Origin of the sequence: Nibrella viscosa (assembly GCF_039541875.1) — a bacterium.
Lineage (GTDB): Bacteria > Bacteroidota > Bacteroidia > Cytophagales > Spirosomataceae > Nibrella > Nibrella viscosa.
Genome location: NZ_BAABHB010000001.1, coordinates 340,651 through 358,660 on the forward strand (window position 1 = coordinate 340,651; position 18,010 = coordinate 358,660).

General features: G+C 55.7%; 12 protein-coding genes. 9 read left to right on the forward strand and 3 right to left on the reverse strand.

The window, feature by feature from the left end; genetic code table 11:
- Positions 1-42: 42 nt before the first annotated feature.
- Together ABD931_RS01465 and ABD931_RS01470 are read left to right on the forward strand one after the other, a co-directional pair.
- Positions 43-3,555, forward strand: a complete 3,513-nt coding sequence (locus ABD931_RS01465; protein WP_345263208.1) for a TonB-dependent receptor — start codon at positions 43-45, stop codon at positions 3,553-3,555.
- Positions 3,556-3,574: 19 nt separating this feature from the next.
- Positions 3,575-5,323, forward strand: coding sequence for a RagB/SusD family nutrient uptake outer membrane protein (locus tag ABD931_RS01470; RefSeq protein WP_345263210.1), 1,749 nt, complete (start codon positions 3,575-3,577; stop codon positions 5,321-5,323).
- 173 nt (positions 5,324-5,496) lie between these two features.
- Here ABD931_RS01470 and ABD931_RS01475 read toward each other — a convergent pair whose 3' ends face one another.
- Entirely contained in the window at positions 5,497-7,326 is a 1,830-nt protein-coding gene (locus ABD931_RS01475) for an alpha-amylase family protein (RefSeq protein WP_345263212.1), read from the reverse strand.
- A 107-nt stretch (positions 7,327-7,433) separates the two neighbouring features.
- Entirely contained in the window at positions 7,434-8,693 is a 1,260-nt protein-coding gene (locus tag ABD931_RS01480) for an MFS transporter (protein WP_345263214.1), read from the reverse strand.
- Between the two features lie 233 nt (positions 8,694-8,926).
- Between ABD931_RS01480 and ABD931_RS01485 the strand changes: the two genes are divergently transcribed.
- From ABD931_RS01485 to ABD931_RS01515, 7 genes are all read left to right on the forward strand, one after another.
- A complete protein-coding gene (locus ABD931_RS01485) occupies positions 8,927-11,017 on the forward strand; it encodes a TonB-dependent receptor (protein ID WP_345263216.1) in 2,091 nt (696 codons plus the stop codon).
- 173 nt (positions 11,018-11,190) lie between these two features.
- The gene (locus tag ABD931_RS01490) at positions 11,191-12,840 is read left to right on the forward strand and encodes a DUF4139 domain-containing protein (RefSeq protein ID WP_345263218.1); all 1,650 of its coding nucleotides are present in this window, start codon (positions 11,191-11,193) and stop codon (positions 12,838-12,840) included.
- Between the two features lie 21 nt (positions 12,841-12,861).
- Positions 12,862-13,422, forward strand: a complete 561-nt coding sequence (locus tag ABD931_RS01495) for a DUF502 domain-containing protein (RefSeq protein ID WP_345263220.1) — start codon at positions 12,862-12,864, stop codon at positions 13,420-13,422.
- Between the two features lie 93 nt (positions 13,423-13,515).
- The gene (locus ABD931_RS01500; RefSeq protein WP_345263222.1) at positions 13,516-14,118 is read left to right on the forward strand and encodes a hypothetical protein; all 603 of its coding nucleotides are present in this window, start codon (positions 13,516-13,518) and stop codon (positions 14,116-14,118) included.
- 103 nt (positions 14,119-14,221) lie between these two features.
- Positions 14,222-15,469 carry a 3-phosphoshikimate 1-carboxyvinyltransferase gene (locus ABD931_RS01505; protein WP_345263224.1) on the forward strand — a complete coding sequence of 416 codons (1,248 nt, stop codon included), beginning with the start codon at positions 14,222-14,224 and terminating at the stop codon, positions 15,467-15,469.
- Positions 15,470-15,626: 157 nt separating this feature from the next.
- Complete coding sequence (locus tag ABD931_RS01510) at positions 15,627-15,974, forward strand: DUF4260 domain-containing protein (protein WP_345263226.1); 348 nt, start codon at positions 15,627-15,629, stop codon at positions 15,972-15,974.
- A gap of 14 nt (positions 15,975-15,988) precedes the next feature.
- Entirely contained in the window at positions 15,989-17,032 is a 1,044-nt protein-coding gene (locus ABD931_RS01515; protein ID WP_345263228.1) for an NAD-dependent epimerase/dehydratase family protein, read from the forward strand.
- On the opposite strand, the gene ABD931_RS01520 is transcribed toward ABD931_RS01515, so the two are convergent.
- Positions 16,968-17,990 carry an AraC family transcriptional regulator gene (locus ABD931_RS01520; RefSeq protein ID WP_345263230.1) on the reverse strand — a complete coding sequence of 341 codons (1,023 nt, stop codon included), beginning with the start codon at positions 17,988-17,990 and terminating at the stop codon, positions 16,968-16,970. The genes ABD931_RS01515 and ABD931_RS01520 overlap by 65 nt on opposite strands.
- Between the last annotated feature and the right edge of the window lie 20 nt (positions 17,991-18,010).

The window sequence follows — 18,010 nt, forward strand, 5'->3', positions numbered from 1 at the left end:
ATGAACTTTACCCGACACTGTAACGCATACGTGCTGGTTCTCATGCGTGTATCCCTCGTTCAACTCCTGTGTGCGGTCCTGTTTGCCGGTATGACCTACGCCCGGACCGCTACTGCCCAGACCATTCTGGAACAGCCGATCAGCCTGTCTGTTGAGGACAAGGAAATCAGTGCTGTTTTATCGAAAATTGAAAAAGTCGCTAACGTAACATTCTCTTATATTCCCCGGCAAATACAGGCTGACCGGCGCATCTCGCTAACCATTAGCAACCAGCCTTTATCGGCGGTGCTGGACCAGATCTTCCGGAACGCGCAGGTAGGCTATGAGGTGGTCGGAAAGAAGCAAATTCTGCTTAGCAAGCAGCGCATGGGGCAGCCGGCCATTCAAAGCATGGCTCCCAAGACCACCCAGACCGAAAGCGTGGCACCGGCTGATCAGAATGTGAGCGGCAAGGTAACCGACGAAACCGGCGGGGGCCTGCCCGGTGTGAGTGTAGCGCTGAAAGGAACGCTGAAGGGAACCGTCACCGATGCCAACGGCAATTACACGATTTCCGTACCGGACCGGAATGCGGTGCTGGTGTTCAGCTTCGTTGGATACGAGCCGCAGGAGGTGATTGTGGGTGACCGGTCGAGCATCAACGTGCGGATGAACACGGATGTAAAATCGCTGAATGAAGTCGTTGTAGTTGGTTATGGGACCCAGAAGAAGGCTGATTTGACAGGCTCGGTTGCGTCAGTTGATGTGGAGCAGATGCTGACCAAACCGGCCGCTGACGTGAGTAATATGCTGCAGGGCCGGGTAGCGGGTGTGGTGGCTTCCGGTTCCAACCAGCCGGGGGGGGAAGGCTATATCCGAATCCGGGGTCTTAACTCTTTCGGCAGCAACAATCCGCTGATCATCATCGACGGTGTGCAAACGACCAGCACCAACTCACTGAACCCGAACGATATCGAAAGTATGAACATCCTGAAAGATGCATCATCGGCGGCTATCTACGGAGCAAGGGGTGCGGGTGGCGTTATCATTATAACCACCAAGAAGGGTAAAGCCAACAAGACCCGGATTGCCTATGACGGCTTCTATGGCGTATCGAAAGTTGCCCGTGTGCCCGAGATGCTGAACACGGCCGAACTGGGCGAGCTGATCTGGAAGCAGCAGCTGGGCGCGGGCATTACGCCAAACCACTCGCAATACGGTAAGGGAACAACACCGGTGATTCCGGATTACGTGCTGGCCGGCTCCAGCGGAGGGCTGATGGAAGGGAATGCGGCCGTGGACCCCAGCCGATACAATTACGACCAGAACGGGTTTTACCAGATCGTCCGGGCCAACAAAGCAGGTACCGACTGGTTCCGGGAAATGACGCAGGCGGCTCCGGTGCAAAGCCACAACATCAGTGCCTCGGGCGGAACCGACCGCTCGGTGTACAGCCTGAGCCTGGGGTATTATGATGAGGCTGGGCTGCAAAAATACACGTATTACAACCGGTACAGTGCGCGGGTCAACTCGGAGTTTAAACTTACCAACCGCATCCGGTTCGGCGAAACCCTCTTTGGTTCTTTCCGCAAGCGGAGAGGCTCCGGCGATAATGATGAGGGGTCTCCCTGGTCGCAGGCCTACCGGATGCCGTCTATCATTCCGGTGTATGACATCATGGGCAATTTTGCCGGTTCTAAAGCACCCGGTACCGGTAATGGGCAAAACCCGGTGGCGGTTTTATACCGGAACCGCAATAACGCAGAAACGGATGTTCGCCTGCTGGGAAGTGTCTATGCGGAAGTGGATATTCTGAAAGACCTGCGGTTTCGCAGCAGTTTCGGCATCGACTATAACAACAACTACAGCATGGCGTTCCGGCACGTAAACCCTGAGCATTCGGAAGGGAACTTTCAAACCAACTTCCAGGTGCGCAGTGGCTACCAATACCGCTGGACATTTACCAATACCCTGAACTATGATAAAAGCTTTGGCGTCCACAACGTAAAACTGCTGGCCGGAACCGAGTCTGTCGAATTCAAGCGGGAGCAGTTGGGCGGTGACCGGTCGGGCTACTATCCGTTTACGGATGAGTCTTTCTGGGTACTCGACCGGGGAAATCCGATCGGGCAGAATAACTTTTCGCAGATTGGTACCGAAGCGCTTTATTCGCTGTTCGGCCGGGTCGATTATTCCTACAATGGCAAGTACCTGCTGAATGCCACGCTCCGGCGCGATGGTTCCAGCAAGTTTGCCCGTGATGTCCGGTACGGTAATTTCCCGTCGCTGAGTGTGGGCTGGCGTATCTCGCAGGAACCGTTTATGCAGAATGTCAAGCTTATCTCTGATCTCAAACTCCGGGCCGGCTACGGCGTAGTGGGGAACGATCAGATCGACGGAAACAACCAGTTCAGCTTCTACCGGTCCGACCCGAGCCGCTCGTTCTACGACATCAGCGGGACCAACACGTCCACGGCACCGGGTTATGACCTCGACCGCAAAGGTAATCCGGCGTCAAAATGGGAGGAGACGTCAACGCTCAATGGTGGGCTGGACCTGGTCATCCTGAACGGCGCACTGGAAATGAACCTTGATGTGTATTCCAAGAAAACGTCGGACCTGCTGGTGCAACTGCCCCGGCCTGGTACGGAGGGTGATTTCAGTGCCCCGTTTGTCAATATCGGCAATACCCAGAACAAAGGCGTTGACCTGATGCTGACCTATAGAGGGAGGGCATTGGCGAATGATCTCCAGTACTCGGCTTCGGCTAACTTCTCGGCCTACCGCAATAAGGTGGTAAGCCAGGGCGTCGATTTCTTCACCAACAGTGTACGCTATGGTCAGGTATCCCGCACCTTGTCGGGCGAAGCTATCGGGCAGTTTTACGGTTACGTCATCGACGGCTTCTTCAACAGTACGGCCGAGGTGATGGCGGCTCCGACCCAACCGGGTATCAACAAAACCACGGAGGCTAACGCCCAGCGTTCGGTAGGTCGCTGGCGCTATAAAGACCTGAACGGCGACGGCAAGATCGATGCCAATGACCGGACATTCATCGGCAGCCCGCATCCTAAATTCCAGATGGGCTATACGCTGGATGCTGCTTACCGGAACTTCGACATCAACATGTTCTTTTTCTGGAACTACGGCAACCAGATTTACAACAACACCAAATGGTGGACAGACATGAACGGCTCGTTTGCGGGTAACCGCTCGAAGCGGATGCTTTACGATAGCTGGACACCCGAGAACATGAACGCCAGCCTGCCCAAACTGGATGCCAACGACAACGTGACCAGTACCGTGCCCAACACCTACTATGTGGAGTCGGGCTCTTACTTCCGGGCCAAGACCGTTCAGCTTGGGTATACCATTCCGGCCTCGCTGCTGAGCTGGCTGAGTGTGAGCCGGTGCCGGATCTACGTACAGGCCCAGAACCTGTTTACCATTACCAAATACACCGGCCCGGACCCGGACCTGCTGGATGTTGGCCGGGGTGATATTGGCCTGGGGGTAGATCATGGCCGCGTACCAAACCCCCGGCAGATTTTGGGTGGAATCAATCTTGTCTTTTAATCTGAAGCCTTAAACCACTATGAAAAATATCAGCAAATACAGTCTGCTTCTGACGCTGGGCCTCGTGGGGCTGTTCAGTAATGCCTGTAAGGATGAGTTTCTGGACCGGCCACCTATTGGGGTGTTCAGTGAAGAGGCCCTGCGGACCAAAGCCGGTGTTCAGGGCATGCTGATCGCGGCCTACACCGGCCTGAACGGGGCCATGTACGGGAGCGGCTCCAGTGCCGGGGCCGATGTCAGTACGTTCTCCAACTGGGTGTTTGGCAGCCTGACCTCCGACGATGCCCAGAAAGGGGCCGATGTGGGAGGGAGCCGAAGCAATATCGAACGCTACGAAATTGCTGCCGACAACACCAAACTCGACGATCGGTGGCGGTTTGTCTACGATGGCATAGCCCGCTGCAACGACGTGCTCCGGGTGGCACCCACGGTGAAGGATTTTACAGACACCGAACTGAAAAACATCCTGGGTCAGGCTCGTACCCTGCGGGCCGTTTACTACTTCCATGGCACGGTCGTTTTTGGTCGGATGCCGTGGATTGATGAAAAAACAACCGATTACCTGCAGCCAAACGAGCGGGTCTTGTGGAAAGAAATGGAGGAAGATGCCAAATTCGGCTATGATAATCTGCCGGAGACTTTCCCGGAGTTAGGCCGCGTGAACAAGTGGATGGCCGGGGTCATGCTGGCCAAACTGTATGTTTTCCAGAAAAAGTGGGCGGAAGCAAAACCCCTGCTGGATGTCATTATCGCCAACGGCCGGACCACGCGGGGCGTCAAATACGCGCTGCTGCCCAGATACCACGATAACTTCCGCATTGTAACGCAGGGAACCAATACGGATTCAGAAAGTGTACTGGATGCGCAGTATTCGGTCAATGATAACGGACGGGGCTACAATGGGGGTCTGGGCGATAATCTGAACTTCCCGCATGGTGGCCTTCCCTCTCAGCCGGGCGGTTGCTGCGGCTACCACCAGCCTTCGCAGGACCTGGTAAACGCCTACCAGACGGATGCCAACGGGTTGCCGCTGCTCGACAACCACAACAAAACGGAAGTAAAGAGCGATGAGGGCATTGAAAGCAACCAGCCGTTTACCCCGCATCAGGGACCGCTGGACCCCCGGTTAGACTGGACGGTTGGCCGTCGGGGAATACCGTATCTGGACTGGGGTCCACATCCCGGCAAAGCCTGGATTCGGGACCAGAACTATGCCGGACCATTCTCCCCCAAGAAAAATGTGTATTATAAAGCAGACGAAGGCGTGTTTACGGAAGGAACAAGCCGGCAGATCTCGGCCAATAACGTGCGGATCATCCGGTTTGCGGAAGTACTTCTGATGGCGGCCGAGACGGAAGCCGAATTGGGCAATCTGGAGAAGGCCCGCGAATACATCAACCAGATTCGTCGCCGGGCGGCCAACCCGGATGGGTTTGTTAAAATGCCGGATGGCAAAGCCGCTGCCAATTACGTGATTCAGGAGTACAAAGAGCCGTGGGCCGACAAAGCGTTTGCGCTGAAAGCCATCCGGTTTGAGCGCCGGCTGGAGTTGGGTATGGAGGGTCAGCGGTTCTTCGACCTGGTGCGCTGGGGCATTGCCAAAGAGGTGCTGAACAACTACCTGACCTACGAAACCACCAAGCGGGCCAACCTGAAAGGAGCGGTGTTCAGAGACCATAACGTATTGTTCCCCGTACCGCAGCGACAAATAGACGCTACCAAACGCCCGGATGGTACGCCAACACTGACGCAAAATCCGGGATATTAAGTTTAACGGAGTAGGGGATAAAGCCTGTTGCAGCGGGAACAGATTTTTAATCTGCCGCTGCAACAGGCTTTATTACGTATAAAGGACATCCCTCCGCAATGAGCAGGTTATAGATCATTCGCGAAGGCCGCCGGTAGCAAAATGGTTTTATGTCGGTATTTTACCAGCCAGGGTTAGTCAGTTTTCGGCCGGATGGCGAGTTCGATACACACTACCGTAACCGGGTTTTTACCCGCATTCTCCACCAGGACTTCGTTCCAGCCATCCCGCACCAGCGAAACCGGGAAGCGGAAAATATGGCCAACGTGGTCTTTGGTGAAATGGGTAAGGGGACCGCAGGGAAACAGCAGGCTTTCGACGCACTCACGTTTGGTGTTTGGCCAGGAGCTATTGACCGATACGGGCAGGAACGTTACATCGTCATCGGCCTTGACAATGATCTGAACCACCAGCTCCATTCCGGCCTGGATAGGCTCCGCACACATCGCCAGTTTGAAGGCATGATGGGCGTTGTTGTATAATATGGCCGGCAATTGGGCAGGCAGTTCATACGGCAGGTAGTTGTTAAGCTGCCCGCCGATACCGAACGAATAATGTTTGGGCCGACCCCGTAAGGAGTCCAGTTGATGAATGTCCTTTATTACAGAATAATCAGCCTTTTGCCCAGGTAGCCGGGGCTGATCCGTACAGGCAAAATTGTACCATTCGATCCCATCAGCGCCCATGGCCAGTTTGCCGGCAGCATTGGCCCGCATCAACTCAGGACTAGCCGAAAGGTAGCGCATGGCCTGAGTATAATCTCGCGCCCGATCGGTCGTAGCCAGGGTGTTGGGTGCGTCTTCGATCACCCCGTAAATCGCGACCCGATCGCCAACCTGTTTTCTCAGCGTATCGTAGGGCATATCCCAGGTAGTACACCAGAATCCCGATGGGGCGATAAAATCAAGGGTACCTTCCTGACAAAGCGTCACCACATCCAGGCCGATCTCTTTTAAGATCTCCAGCCGGCCTGGAATACGCATCCCTAACGGAAAGGGACGTCCTGTTTTCCGGGCCTGCCTTTCCGTTAGGGCGCGAATCTGGCGAAACCAGTCGGTCATCATCGCCACCGTCTGGGGCGACGCGTTGGGCTCGCAACAGAGCGGTAGCCGCCACCAGTCCAGTTCGAGTCCTTCAAAGTCGTAGTCTTCTACCACTTCCCGAATCTGAGCGAACATAAAATCCCGCACTTCCTGTCTTTCATAATTCAGTCCCTGCCGCGTCGGCGAGTTATAATAGCCATACCAATTGTTTTTCAGCCGCATCTCCTTCTGGGTGAGCAGGGGAGTGTTGAAGAAACTTCCCTCAAAATTTCGGGCACCATGCATGTCGTTCATGCGAATACTGACCCAGGGAGAGATCTTCCGCCGTCGGCAGGCTTTGGGCGTTTCGGCCAGCCAGTCTACGCCGGCATCCAGCAGATCCTGATACAGATTCATAAACGAAACGAGCCAGTCCAGATACGCTTCCATTGCCTCCTGGTCTTTAAAACCCTGACTCGTGGCGTGCGCCCGAAAAAAATCCCGGTCTCCCCGCTTGTAGCCGTCCAGCAGGCTCGGCATCGTTTTACTGGGATACCAGGCTCGGGAGGCATTCGCGTTGATGATGAAGGTATCAATGCCGCTGTCGGCCAGCAGATCAACATACCAGTGGATAGATTTGACGGAAAAGGGGCCACCTACCAGCGTAGGCGTATTATTTAGTTTACCCGTTCGGGGGTTAATTACCCGTTTCAGGGTAAAATCCTCCGGTTGCGAATATTCCGGATTGTAGAAATAAATGCAGGTATCGCCGTTGAACAGATTGCGGTGCTTTTGAGCAACCGGATTAGGGGAAACTGAGGGTATGGTGTTGGTAATAGCACCAGGCGTACTGGTCGGGGTGGCCCGCAGCCAGGTCGGCAGCACTGGGGTGCTGCTGAGGCCCAGCAATGTCTTACGCAAAAAATTTCGGCGAGTTTTCATTCGTTTCACTTACACGAGTAATAATCAGTATAGACTGGCTTCCTACCTCTTAACGTAACACCAATCATCAGGAAGTAATCTTAAACACTGCGCCTGCAGCAAGGTGGTTACGCCGGCGTTTCCGGCCTGACCCGAATGCTAAACAGGATCCCGGCGCAGAGCAGCATGAAGCCGGCCGCTACCCGAAACAGCACACTTATGTCGATGTGACTATCCCGCAATATCCCGCCCGCGTAAATGCCAAGTCCGCCAACAATACAGCTGAACAGATTAAGGACCCCGTAACCTGTTGCCCGGTACCGGGCATCTGTAATCAGGCAAAGAATGGGCATCATGTTGGCGTCGCTGAAGGCACGGGTGAGCGCATAGATTACAAATCCCCCAACGGCTACCGGCAGTGCGTCTGTCAGACTGGCCGTAAAAACGCCCGGTGCCGCCAGCAACAGGCCAAGGGCGGGCAAGAGTACTCTGGCCCGTGGGTTGGTGCGGTTCCAGCGGTCGGCCAGCGCACCGCCCAGCAAGACCCCAACCAGCGACGCCGTATGCACATAGCCCGTTGCGTATAAACCGGCCTCGGCCTGCGATAGCCGGAAATGCTCCTGGTAATACGTAGGCAACCAGCCAATAATGAGCCAGCCCACCATGCCCAGAAATCCCCAAAAAGCCAGCGCCAGCCCAAACGACCCATGACTAAATAAATTTCGGAGCGCCGGTGCGAAATGAACCGTATTAAGGGAATCAGTCGGTTTGCCGACGGCAGGCGGGGCCGACGGAGCATCGCGCAGCAGGAAGAGCAGCAAAATCGCGTATGCCATGCCGAAAACACCAAAAAGCAGGAAGGCCGTGCTCCAGCTATTATCCTGCGCCAGCCAGCCCCCCATAAACCCCAGGCTTTGGCCAATTATCATGGCACCGACATGGATGCCGGTGGCCAGCGAGCGGGTCGAACCACGGTGATAATCGACAATCAGGGCCAGGGCGGCCGGAATGTAACAGGCTTCGCTGGCACCCATCAGCACGCGGGTGGCGAGTAATGCTCCGAAGGTGGTCGAATACGCCGTCAGGAATGTTACCGCCGACCAGATAAACAGACTGCCAATAATGACCCGGCTCCGGCTGAAGCGATCGGCCAGAAAGCCGGCCATGGGGCTCAGCAGGCCATACGTCCATAAAAACACGGCCGTTAGCAATCCGAACTGGGTGTCGGTCATGGGTATGGCATCCACTATCGAGCCCCGCATGGTTGTAATCATCACCCGGTCGAGGTAGTTCAGCGCGCCCACTACACAGAGTAACGCCAGGATCAGCCAGGCACGGGCGGGTAATCTGGATTCTGTAACAGTGGTAGGGGTTTGGGTTACCAACATGCCAACGGTTTTATTCGATTGTGGATGTACACGCTGAGCGACCGCTGCAGGCGGTATCAGTCTGGCGCATTGGCCTGACAGATTAGCGCGTACTGGTATAAAAATAGGTAAAATTTGCCGAACGATGGCATTCAGCGGACTCGACGATCGATTAGCCGATCAGTATCCCAAATTTTCTTTGTAACAATAGTTTTGGCTCGCATGCCTATCTTTGTGCGCTAAGACAACCCTCCATGCATCGCTTTTTACTCTGCTTCCCGCTCTTTTGTTCTTCCTATTGGCTGACCGCGCAAACGCCACGCCCAACCCTCGAAGAAGATACCATCCGGCTCAACGAGGTAGTCGTGACCGGCTTTGCCTCCAACCGGCGGCTAATCGAAACGGCGGCTTCTGTGAATCTGCTCACCCGCCGGGATTTGCAGCAACGCTTCGGTACGCCAACGCTGGTGCCGGCGCTGAATACGCTTCCGGGGGTGCGCATCGATGAGCGGTCGCCGGGCAGCTACCGGCTGTCGATTCGGGGTAGTCTGATCCGGTCGCCGTTTGGGGTGCGGAACGTGAAAGTCTACTATAACGAATTACCGCTGACGGATGCGGCCGGTAATACTCCGCTCAACGCCCTCGACGTGCGCAGTATAGGTCGGGTGGAGGTCATCAAAGGGCCATCGGGCAGTTTGTACGGTGCCGGTACGGGAGGCACGGTCCTGTTCAGCGGGCTGGCCGTACCGGCCGGGCAGTCGTCGGCGGAAGTGTCGGCGCTGACAGGTTCGTATGGTTTGTTTGGTAACAGCGTGACGGTGCAGACCGGCAACGATAATTCCGCGATTTCGCTCAGCTACAACCACCTGCAGGGCGATGGCTACCGGCAGCATAGTGCCCTGGTGCGCGATGTGCTCAACCTGACCGGTTCGTTTGTCGTTAGCCCTAAGCGCACTGTTTCTATTCTGGGCTTTTATTCGGACCATAACTACCAGACGCCCGGCGGTCTGAATCCGGCGCAATACCTGGCAAACCCCCGGCAGTCGCGCCCGGCCACGCCGACCATTCCCGGCAGCGCCGAGCAGCAGGCGGGTATCTACCAGAAAATCGGCTACCTGGGCTTCTCGCACGAGTACCGCTGGAGCGAGCGGGTGCAGAATACCACGGTCATCTACGGCTCCCTTACCGACTTTGCCAACCCGTTTATCACCAACTACGAGAAGCGCCCCGACCAGGGCCTCGGTGGCCGGACCGTGACCCAGGTGCGGCTACTGGACCAGGTCCTGCCGACAACGCTGACGGTTGGGGCCGAGTGGCAGCGTAACTTCACCATCAGCCGGAACTACGGCAACCGGCGCGGGCAGCCGGATACACTCCAGAATGAAGACGAACTGCGGGCACGGCAGTCGGTGCTGTTCCTGCAAACAGAAACGGCCTTACCAGCTGCTTTCAGGCTGACACTTGGTCTGAGCCGCAATGATGTTCGCTACGGCTTTACCCGGTTCTCCCGTCGGCCCATTATCCCGCAGGAGCGGACGTTTACCCCGGTATGGCTTCCGCGAGTGGCCTTGCTGCGCACCTTTGGGCCGAATGTGTCCGTATTTGCCAGCGTAAGTACGGGCTACTCAGCCCCATCGGGGCAGGAGGTGCGTCCCTCGGAGGCCACGTTTAACACCACACTGGAACCTGAGCGCGGCATTAATTACGAAGCCGGTCTGCGCGGACATATCCTGAACAGCCACTTACAGTTCGATATCGCTGTTTACCAGTTTCAACTGCGGCAAACGATTGTGCGCCGGTCTACGCCCGCCGGAGCGGAGTTTTTTGTCAATGCCGGCCGCACCGACCAGAAAGGTCTTGAGGCCATGCTCGCCTACGACCTGGCACCCCGACCGGCATCCGGGCAGGCCGGCTTCTGGCGAGTGGCTCGGCTGTGGCACAGCCTGACGCTGGCCGATTACCGCTTCCGCGAATCGCAGCGGGCCGGTGCCGATGTATCGGGTAATCGGATTCCAGGCGTGCCTTCGACGGTAGCGGTGGCCGGGGTGGATGCCGAAACGCGGCTGGGTTTCTATGGCCACGTGACCTACCAGTTCCTCAATACCTTTCCTCTAACTGATGCCAACACCTTCCAGTCAGACCCCGCCCGTATCCTGACCGCGACGGTCGGTTTCCGGCGGACCCTCGGCCAGCGCTGGACGCTGGATGCCTACGTCAGCGGAGACAATCTGCTGGACCAGCAGTACAGCCTGGGCTACGACCTCAATGCCGTCGCCAACCGCTTCTACAATGCCTCGGCACGAAGGAATTATGTGGCAGGGCTACGAGTAGGAGTGAAGTGGTAGGGAAGAGCCATTCTTCGAATGTAATGCTTGGATGTTTTATGGAAATTTCCTCTGCCGTTACTCTTACTGTATAGCCTGTGTTCCGGGAAGCTGTCCCGGAGATTAAAGATTCTGGTCTATTTAAACGAATGACATTTTATTGGAATCTATAGGGCTATACAAGCAGACTAGCCATGAAACGTATCCTCTTTTTAACCCTCATTAGCCTGTATGGTTTACAGGTATTCGCCCAGTCTGACCATGAGCAGCGCATGCAGGCTTCGCTCCAGCAGGCCACCGTCTTCCTGAACCGGGCTCAACTCACCGCCCAGGCGCGGGCCACCATCGAGCCGGGTACCACCCGCCTGATTATCGACAATGCCTCCGCCCAGACCGATCCGCAGAGCATTCAGGTGAGCGGCAAAGGCGATGCCGTGATTCAGGGTGTACAGTTCCGGACCAACTTTCTGACGAAGGTAACTAAACCGGCTGCGCTGCAGCGGCTGGAAGACTCCCTGCGCACCGTGCGCCAGGAGTATGAAGGGATTACCCTGGAACTGGAGGTGCTGGACAACGAAAAACGGCTGCTGCTGGCCAACCAGAAAGTTGGCGGAGATAAGGGCGCTACCGTGAAGGAGGTGGCCGATATGGCTGATTTTAATCGCAGACGGCTGACCGAAATTGGGCAGAAAATGCTGGTTGTGCAGCGCCGGCTTAAAGAGCAGAAACAAATTGTAGACCGGCTGGAAGGGCAGGTGAATGAGCAGAACGCCCGTCGGAACCGACCGGTTGGCGAAATTGAGGTAACGCTGACGGCCCGAACCCGGACTACCGTCGATCTTAACCTGAGCTATGTGGTGGCCGGAGCCGGCTGGACGCCCGTGTATGATATTCGGGTAAAGGACACCAAAAGTCCGGCCTCGATAGCCTACCGGGCTTATGTGTACCAGAATACCGGCTTTGACTGGCAGAACGTCCGGCTGTCGCTCTCTACGGCAAACCCCGCGATCTCAGGTACGCAGCCAGATCTGAATACGCAATACATCAGCTTCTACGAACCACGTCCAATGCCCATGCAGCGATCGTTGTCGAAAACCACGGATGCCGGAGCTGCCGAAACAGCGACCGCTTATGCTACCGCTCCGGCACCAGGCGCTGCGGCTCCGGTGGCCGATCTGGCTAACACGGCGCAGTTTACGCAGGTGGAAGACCAGCCCCTCAACGTCAGTTTCAACATCGCTATACCATACACCATTCTGACCAATAGCCGTCCGCAACTGGTCGACATTCAAACGAGCGATGTACCGGCCAAATACCGATACTCGGCCGTTCCTAAACTGGAGAATGATGCGTTTCTGGTGGCTGTGCTGTCGGGTTGGGAGAAACTTAATTTATTAAACGGTGTGGCGCGGGTGTATTTTGAAGGAACCTACGTGGGCGAATCTCAGTTAAACCTGCGTCAGGCCGACGCGGCAACCAACCAGGGCGACTCGCTGGTGCTGTCGCTGGGTCGGGATAAGCGCATTCTGGTGCAGCGCGAAAAGATCACCGACTTCAGCAGCCGTAAAACCCTGGGCAGCAACGTTCGCGAAAGTAACGGCTACCGCATTACGGTGCGCAACACCAAAAACGAACCGGTGCTGTTGACGCTCTACGATCAGATACCGGTGTCGACCGACAGCCGCATTGAGGTGTCGCTGGAGGATGCGGGCGGGGCCGTTCATCACGCGGAGACAGGTCGGCTGACCTGGAATCTGTCGTTGCGGCCCAACGAAAGCCGGACGCTGACGTTCCGCTACGAGGTGAAATACCCTAAAGGCCGGACGCTGGCTAATGCCGAATAACCACCGTACCCAACTATACTCGTGTTCACTACATTCGTTAACCGCACCATCACCTACTTTGGACGCGGACTGCTTTTTGTGGCGCCTATCGGGCTAACCATCTATGTGTTCTATGGTATTTTCGAGTGGGCCGACAGCCTGAATCCGTCGGAGATCCCCGGCATCGGCCTGCTCATTATGCTGGGCATTATCATGGGTGTGGGCGTACTCGTGTCGACCATTATCCCGAACTCGTTCCTGACGCTGTTTGAAGGCTCCATTAAACACCTGCCGCTGGTCCGGCTGATCTATTTCTCCTTAAAAGACCTGATCTCCTCTTTTGTGGGCGACAAGAAAAAGTTTAATCAACCGGTGCTGGTGCTGGTGAATCCGCAGGCACAACTGAGCAAACTGGGCTTCATTACGCAGACTGACCTGAGTCACCTGCACATTTCAGATGCGGTGGCGGTGTATATGCCTCATTCTTACGCCTTCTCGGGCGAATTGTTTATTGTGCCTGTGTCCAACGTAAAACTGCTGAATGCCTCCAGCACCGATGTGATGAAAATGATAGTTTCGGGTGGCGTTTCAACAAAAAGTTAACGAATATGGTATTGTATTTGAGAGAATGCGGATAATGTGCCACTGAGTTGGTACGATCATCGGCATCTTTAGGCCATTTAACCATTCGTTACTATGAAACCATGGCTTTTATCTTTGCTGTTGACTGGCCTGACCCTGGCCGTACAGGCACAAAACTTACCAGCCGATCCGGCCGGCTCACGTTCGCTTAGCCAGAACCCTAAGTATGCCGTGTTGATGCGACCGGGTCGTTACCTGGCGCTCGATGCCAATAATCTGTTCCGCTTTCGACGGTACCGGTTTTTTCAGGGAGATGAGTTTCGCTTCAAATCCCGCACCGACGGCACCAGATACAACGACCCGCTGTACGCTGTTGGCGATTCAACGTTTAGCATTGCTGTGCTAAATGAAATCATGAACCGTCAGGAGCAGCTCTCGTTCCGGCTCAATGACGTACAGAAAGTGTATATTGACCGTCGGATTCCCTGGGTAACGGCTGGTTCGTTTATACTCCCGTTAGCGGGTGTGGTCTTTGTTATTGCCGACTTTGTGAACCCTAGAGCGCTCGACGGCCGCACCGGCCGCTTTATTTTCGATAATCGCTCACTGGTGCCCGCCGGAGCGCTGGTCGGAGCCGGGGCCGTCTGCTACAAACTCAGCTTCCCCCGCTACCGCATCAACAAGAACAACCGCCTGCGCGTGCTGCGCACTCTTTGAGAGTTAAGAGTGAAGAGTGAAGAGTTATTAAGCTCCGCATCAGCAACTCATAATTCTTAACGCATAATTCTTAACTCTTAACTGCAAAGCTTAGTTTTGTGGCATGAACGCAGTCTACGTTACCCCGCCGAATGGCCCTGTCCGGGCTACGATACCCTTAGCTTCGTCCAAGAGTGAAAGCAACCGGGCCCTGATTATTGATGCCCTGACCGATTTTCGCTGCGAACTCCACAACCTGTCGACCGCCCGTGATACCCAGACCATGATTCGGCTGCTGCGATCTGACGATCCGGTTGCCGATGTTATCGATGCCGGCACGACCATGCGCTTTCTGACGGCTTACTTTGCCGTGACGGGCAGGCATAAAACACTGACCGGCACGCCCCGCATGTGCGAGCGACCCATTGGTATTCTGGTTGATGCACTGCATTTGCTGGGGGCTGATATCGAGTATCTGCAAAATGAAGGCTATCCGCCCCTTGTTACGAAAGGCTTTGGTTACAGCGGCACTAATCACGTGTTGGTTCGCGGGGATGTGAGCAGTCAGTACATCTCGGCGCTGCTGATGGTTGGCCCTGTGTTGCCGCACGGCATTGTTCTCGAGCTAACCGGCGATATTGGTTCGCGGCCATATATCGAGATGACGTTACAGCAAATGGCGTATTTTGGGGTTGAGGCTCAGGCCGACTGGAACAACAAAACCATTACCGTACCCGCCAAAGCCTACGAGCCGAAGAAGTATAGTGTAGAATCGGACTGGTCCGGCGCCAGCTATTGGTATAGTGTGGTGGCCCTGGCCGAAGATGCCGAGGTGGAACTGCTGGGCCTGAAAGAAAGGTCATTGCAGGGCGATAGTGCCATTGCGCACATCATGCGGCCGTTGGGCGTCGACAGTACCTTTACCGACTCCGGCGTACGCCTGACAAAAATACCGGCTCAGGAGTCGCTGGCGGTCGATTTTACCGACTGCCCGGATCTGGCGCAGACGGTAGCCGTTTGCTGCGCCATGAACGGCATCAGCCTGACGCTGACGGGTATCGAAAGCCTTAAAATAAAAGAAACAGACCGCGTAGCCGCCCTGCAGGCTGAGCTACAGAAACTTGGTGCCGTGCTGATTGAAGCCGAAGCCAACCACCGCTATGAAGTCCACCCGATGGTTATTCCGGCGTCGGCTACGGGAGCGGCCCGGATTCACACCTACGACGATCACCGCATGGCTATGGCGTTTGCCCCAGCGGCCATGAAGCGGGGCCTGATCATAGAAGACCCCAATGTGGTCGCCAAATCATACCCTTCGTTCTGGGATGATTTTGGTCGGGTAGCGGGGGTTCGGTTGTCAACGGAAATTTAGTTTCAGGCTTCAAGTTCCAGGTTTCAGGTTCCCGAACTTGAAACCTGAAACCTGGAACATTTTCGCATTTCGTCACTCCATTTTCATTTTCCATCATCTCCCCACCGGCGGTTTCGGCTGACCTTTGTTGTGGTCAATCAGTAACACAACATTGGTCATGAAAACGATTTTAAGCCTCGAAGAACTCGTCCAGTTTATTGTCTCCCTTGTACTGTTCGGTCAATTGCCGTTTGCCTGGTGGTGGTTTCCGGCGCTGATTCTGCTGCCGGATATCGGGATGCTTGGCTACCTGGTCAACCCGCGTTTGGGTGCGTATCTGTACAACATCTTTCATCATAAAGGTATTGCGCTGCTGAGTGGGGTTACGGGCCTGCTGATGCATCAACCAGTGCTGATGCTGACCGGCGTTATCCTGTTTGGGCACGCAGCTATGGACCGGACTATGGGCTACGGCCTCAAATACACAGCTGGCTTCAAACAAACCCACCTCGGTACACTAAACTAAAACAATAAACAGATATGTCTACGCAACCAACTACACTCGTCCTGGGTGCTACCGGCAGCATTGGGTATGCCGTAACGCAAAATCTGCTGACTCGCGGGCTACCCGTTACCATTCTTGTTCGCAATCGGGCTAAAGCCGACGCGCTCTTTTCCGGCGCGCCCACGCTGACTATTTTGGAAGGCGATGTGCAGGATGCCGATACGCTGAAACAGGTGGCGGCCGGTAAGCAGTGTATCGTCCACGGCATCAACTACCCCTACGATGAGTGGTTGAGCCAGATGGAACCCGCTACCCGTAACGTTGTTGAAGCGGCCAGCCAGAACCAGGCGACCATCGTATTCCCCGGCAATGTCTACACCTACGGCAATTGCAAAGACCCCATTCGCGAAGACAGCCGCCCTGCGCCGAATACCCGGAAAGGTGCTTTGCGGGTAGCCCTGGAAGACTTGCTGGAGAAAGCTGCGCAGGCGGGGAAATGCCGGGTCCTTACCGTCCGGTTGCCGGATTTCTGGGGCCCCAATGTCCTGAACGCGGGCGTAAAGCCGGTGTTTGAAGGCGCTTTGCAGGGAAAAGCCCTGCCGTGGCTGCTGAACGCCGACATTCCGCACCAGTTTGTGTACACGCCCGACGCTGCCGAAATTATGGTGCGGCTGATGCTGCGGGGCAGCCGGCAGCCTTATGAGGTCTGGAATTATGGGGGGGAGGTGGTGCCTTCGGTGCGGTGGCTCTTTGGCCGGATCGCGGCTATAACCGGGCAGTCGCTGAAAATTAAGGTCTATCCGAAATGGCTGTTCTCTGTGCTGGGGCTTTTTGTGCCGATGATGCGCGAACTGAAAGAGATGTTCTACCTCTACGAAAACAGCGTTGTTTTAGACGATGCGAAAGTCCGGGCCGAGTTTCCCGACGTCAACGAAACTTCGCTGGATATTGCCATCACCGATACCCTGACCTGGTTTGCCAGACACCAGCTACAGCAGGAATTTGCCCCCGCTATCAGGCAGACTGTAGGAACGTCTGCTGCCGGAAAGCACCAGGTGTTGAGCCGGTCCATTTCTTAAAGGAACGGAAAAATACGCTGGGTTCGGAGTAGCCAAGTAGGTAAGCAATATCGGTGGTGCTGAGGTACGGTTCGCGCAGGTGCTTCACGGCCAGGTCGCGCCGTACCTCGTCCAGCAATTGCTGGTAGGTCACACCCTCGTCTTTCAGGTGCAGTTGCAGAGTCCGCACGCCCATAGCCAGGCGGTCGGCCACTACGCCCAGGGTCGGTTCTTCGCCTTTTAGCAGGGCCACAATCTCCTGCTTCACGCGGGCTGTCAGCGTGGGGGTGCGGAGTTTTTCCAGCAGTTCGTCGGCGTGCCGTTCAAAAAGCGGGAAGAGGTTGGGATTGGCATTCAGCACCGGCGTGTCAAGCCATTTGGGGTCGAGTACCAGCACCGTTTCGGGGGCATCGAACGTAAGTTTGGCCGGTGACAGCACCTTCTCATGCTCGGCGGTATCGATGGGACGGGGGTAGGCAAAACGAATTTCGCGGGCGGTAACGGTCTGCCCCGTCAGTGCCCGCATTGCCGAGAGATAGATGGAAACTTCTGAATTGAGGGCGTGTTCGGGAAAGATAATGTCTTGGCTGGTGATACGGAGGCTCAACTGAAACGCATCGCCCACTCGCCGGCCGGTTGTAATAATGCCTTCGCAGACAATATCCTGGTACTGACACAACTTCTCAAAGGCTTTCTCCAGCGTGGGGCAGTGCATCATAACATACGCCAGTATGCCCACCGATACTGGATTAATGATGGTGCCCATGTGCAGCGACAGGTAAGAGTCGCCGGTGGCCGCGATGGCTTCACGCCAAAGCGCCTGAATCTGCCGGATGGGAATACGTCCGTCGGGGTTTTTAAGCTGCGCCGGGTCGACCCCAACCGCCTGCATCAGGGCTTCCGGATTGGCTCCGCACTGCTGCGCCGTATACAGCAGCAGGTTAAATGAGCCGGCCGCCAGGGTATCATTGGTTGTCATAGTGGATCGGTAAAAATAAG

Excerpts from the sequence above, each read along its gene's own strand:
- ABD931_RS01465 (WP_345263208.1), top strand. The coding sequence starts at position 43 with ATGCGTGTATCCCTCGTTCAACTCCTGTGTGCGGTCCTGTTTGCCGGT.
- ABD931_RS01470 (WP_345263210.1), top strand. The coding sequence starts at position 3,575 with ATGAAAAATATCAGCAAATACAGTCTGCTTCTGACGCTGGGCCTCGTG.
- ABD931_RS01475 (WP_345263212.1), bottom strand. The coding sequence starts at position 7,326 with ATGAAAACTCGCCGAAATTTTTTGCGTAAGACATTGCTGGGCCTCAGC.
- ABD931_RS01480 (WP_345263214.1), bottom strand. The coding sequence starts at position 8,693 with ATGTTGGTAACCCAAACCCCTACCACTGTTACAGAATCCAGATTACCC.
- ABD931_RS01485 (WP_345263216.1), top strand. The coding sequence starts at position 8,927 with ATGCATCGCTTTTTACTCTGCTTCCCGCTCTTTTGTTCTTCCTATTGG.
- ABD931_RS01490 (WP_345263218.1), top strand. The coding sequence starts at position 11,191 with ATGAAACGTATCCTCTTTTTAACCCTCATTAGCCTGTATGGTTTACAG.
- ABD931_RS01500 (WP_345263222.1), top strand. The coding sequence starts at position 13,516 with ATGAAACCATGGCTTTTATCTTTGCTGTTGACTGGCCTGACCCTGGCC.
- ABD931_RS01505 (WP_345263224.1), top strand. The coding sequence starts at position 14,222 with ATGAACGCAGTCTACGTTACCCCGCCGAATGGCCCTGTCCGGGCTACG.
- ABD931_RS01510 (WP_345263226.1), top strand. The coding sequence starts at position 15,627 with ATGAAAACGATTTTAAGCCTCGAAGAACTCGTCCAGTTTATTGTCTCC.
- ABD931_RS01515 (WP_345263228.1), top strand. The coding sequence starts at position 15,989 with ATGTCTACGCAACCAACTACACTCGTCCTGGGTGCTACCGGCAGCATT.
- ABD931_RS01520 (WP_345263230.1), bottom strand. The coding sequence starts at position 17,990 with ATGACAACCAATGATACCCTGGCGGCCGGCTCATTTAACCTGCTGCTG.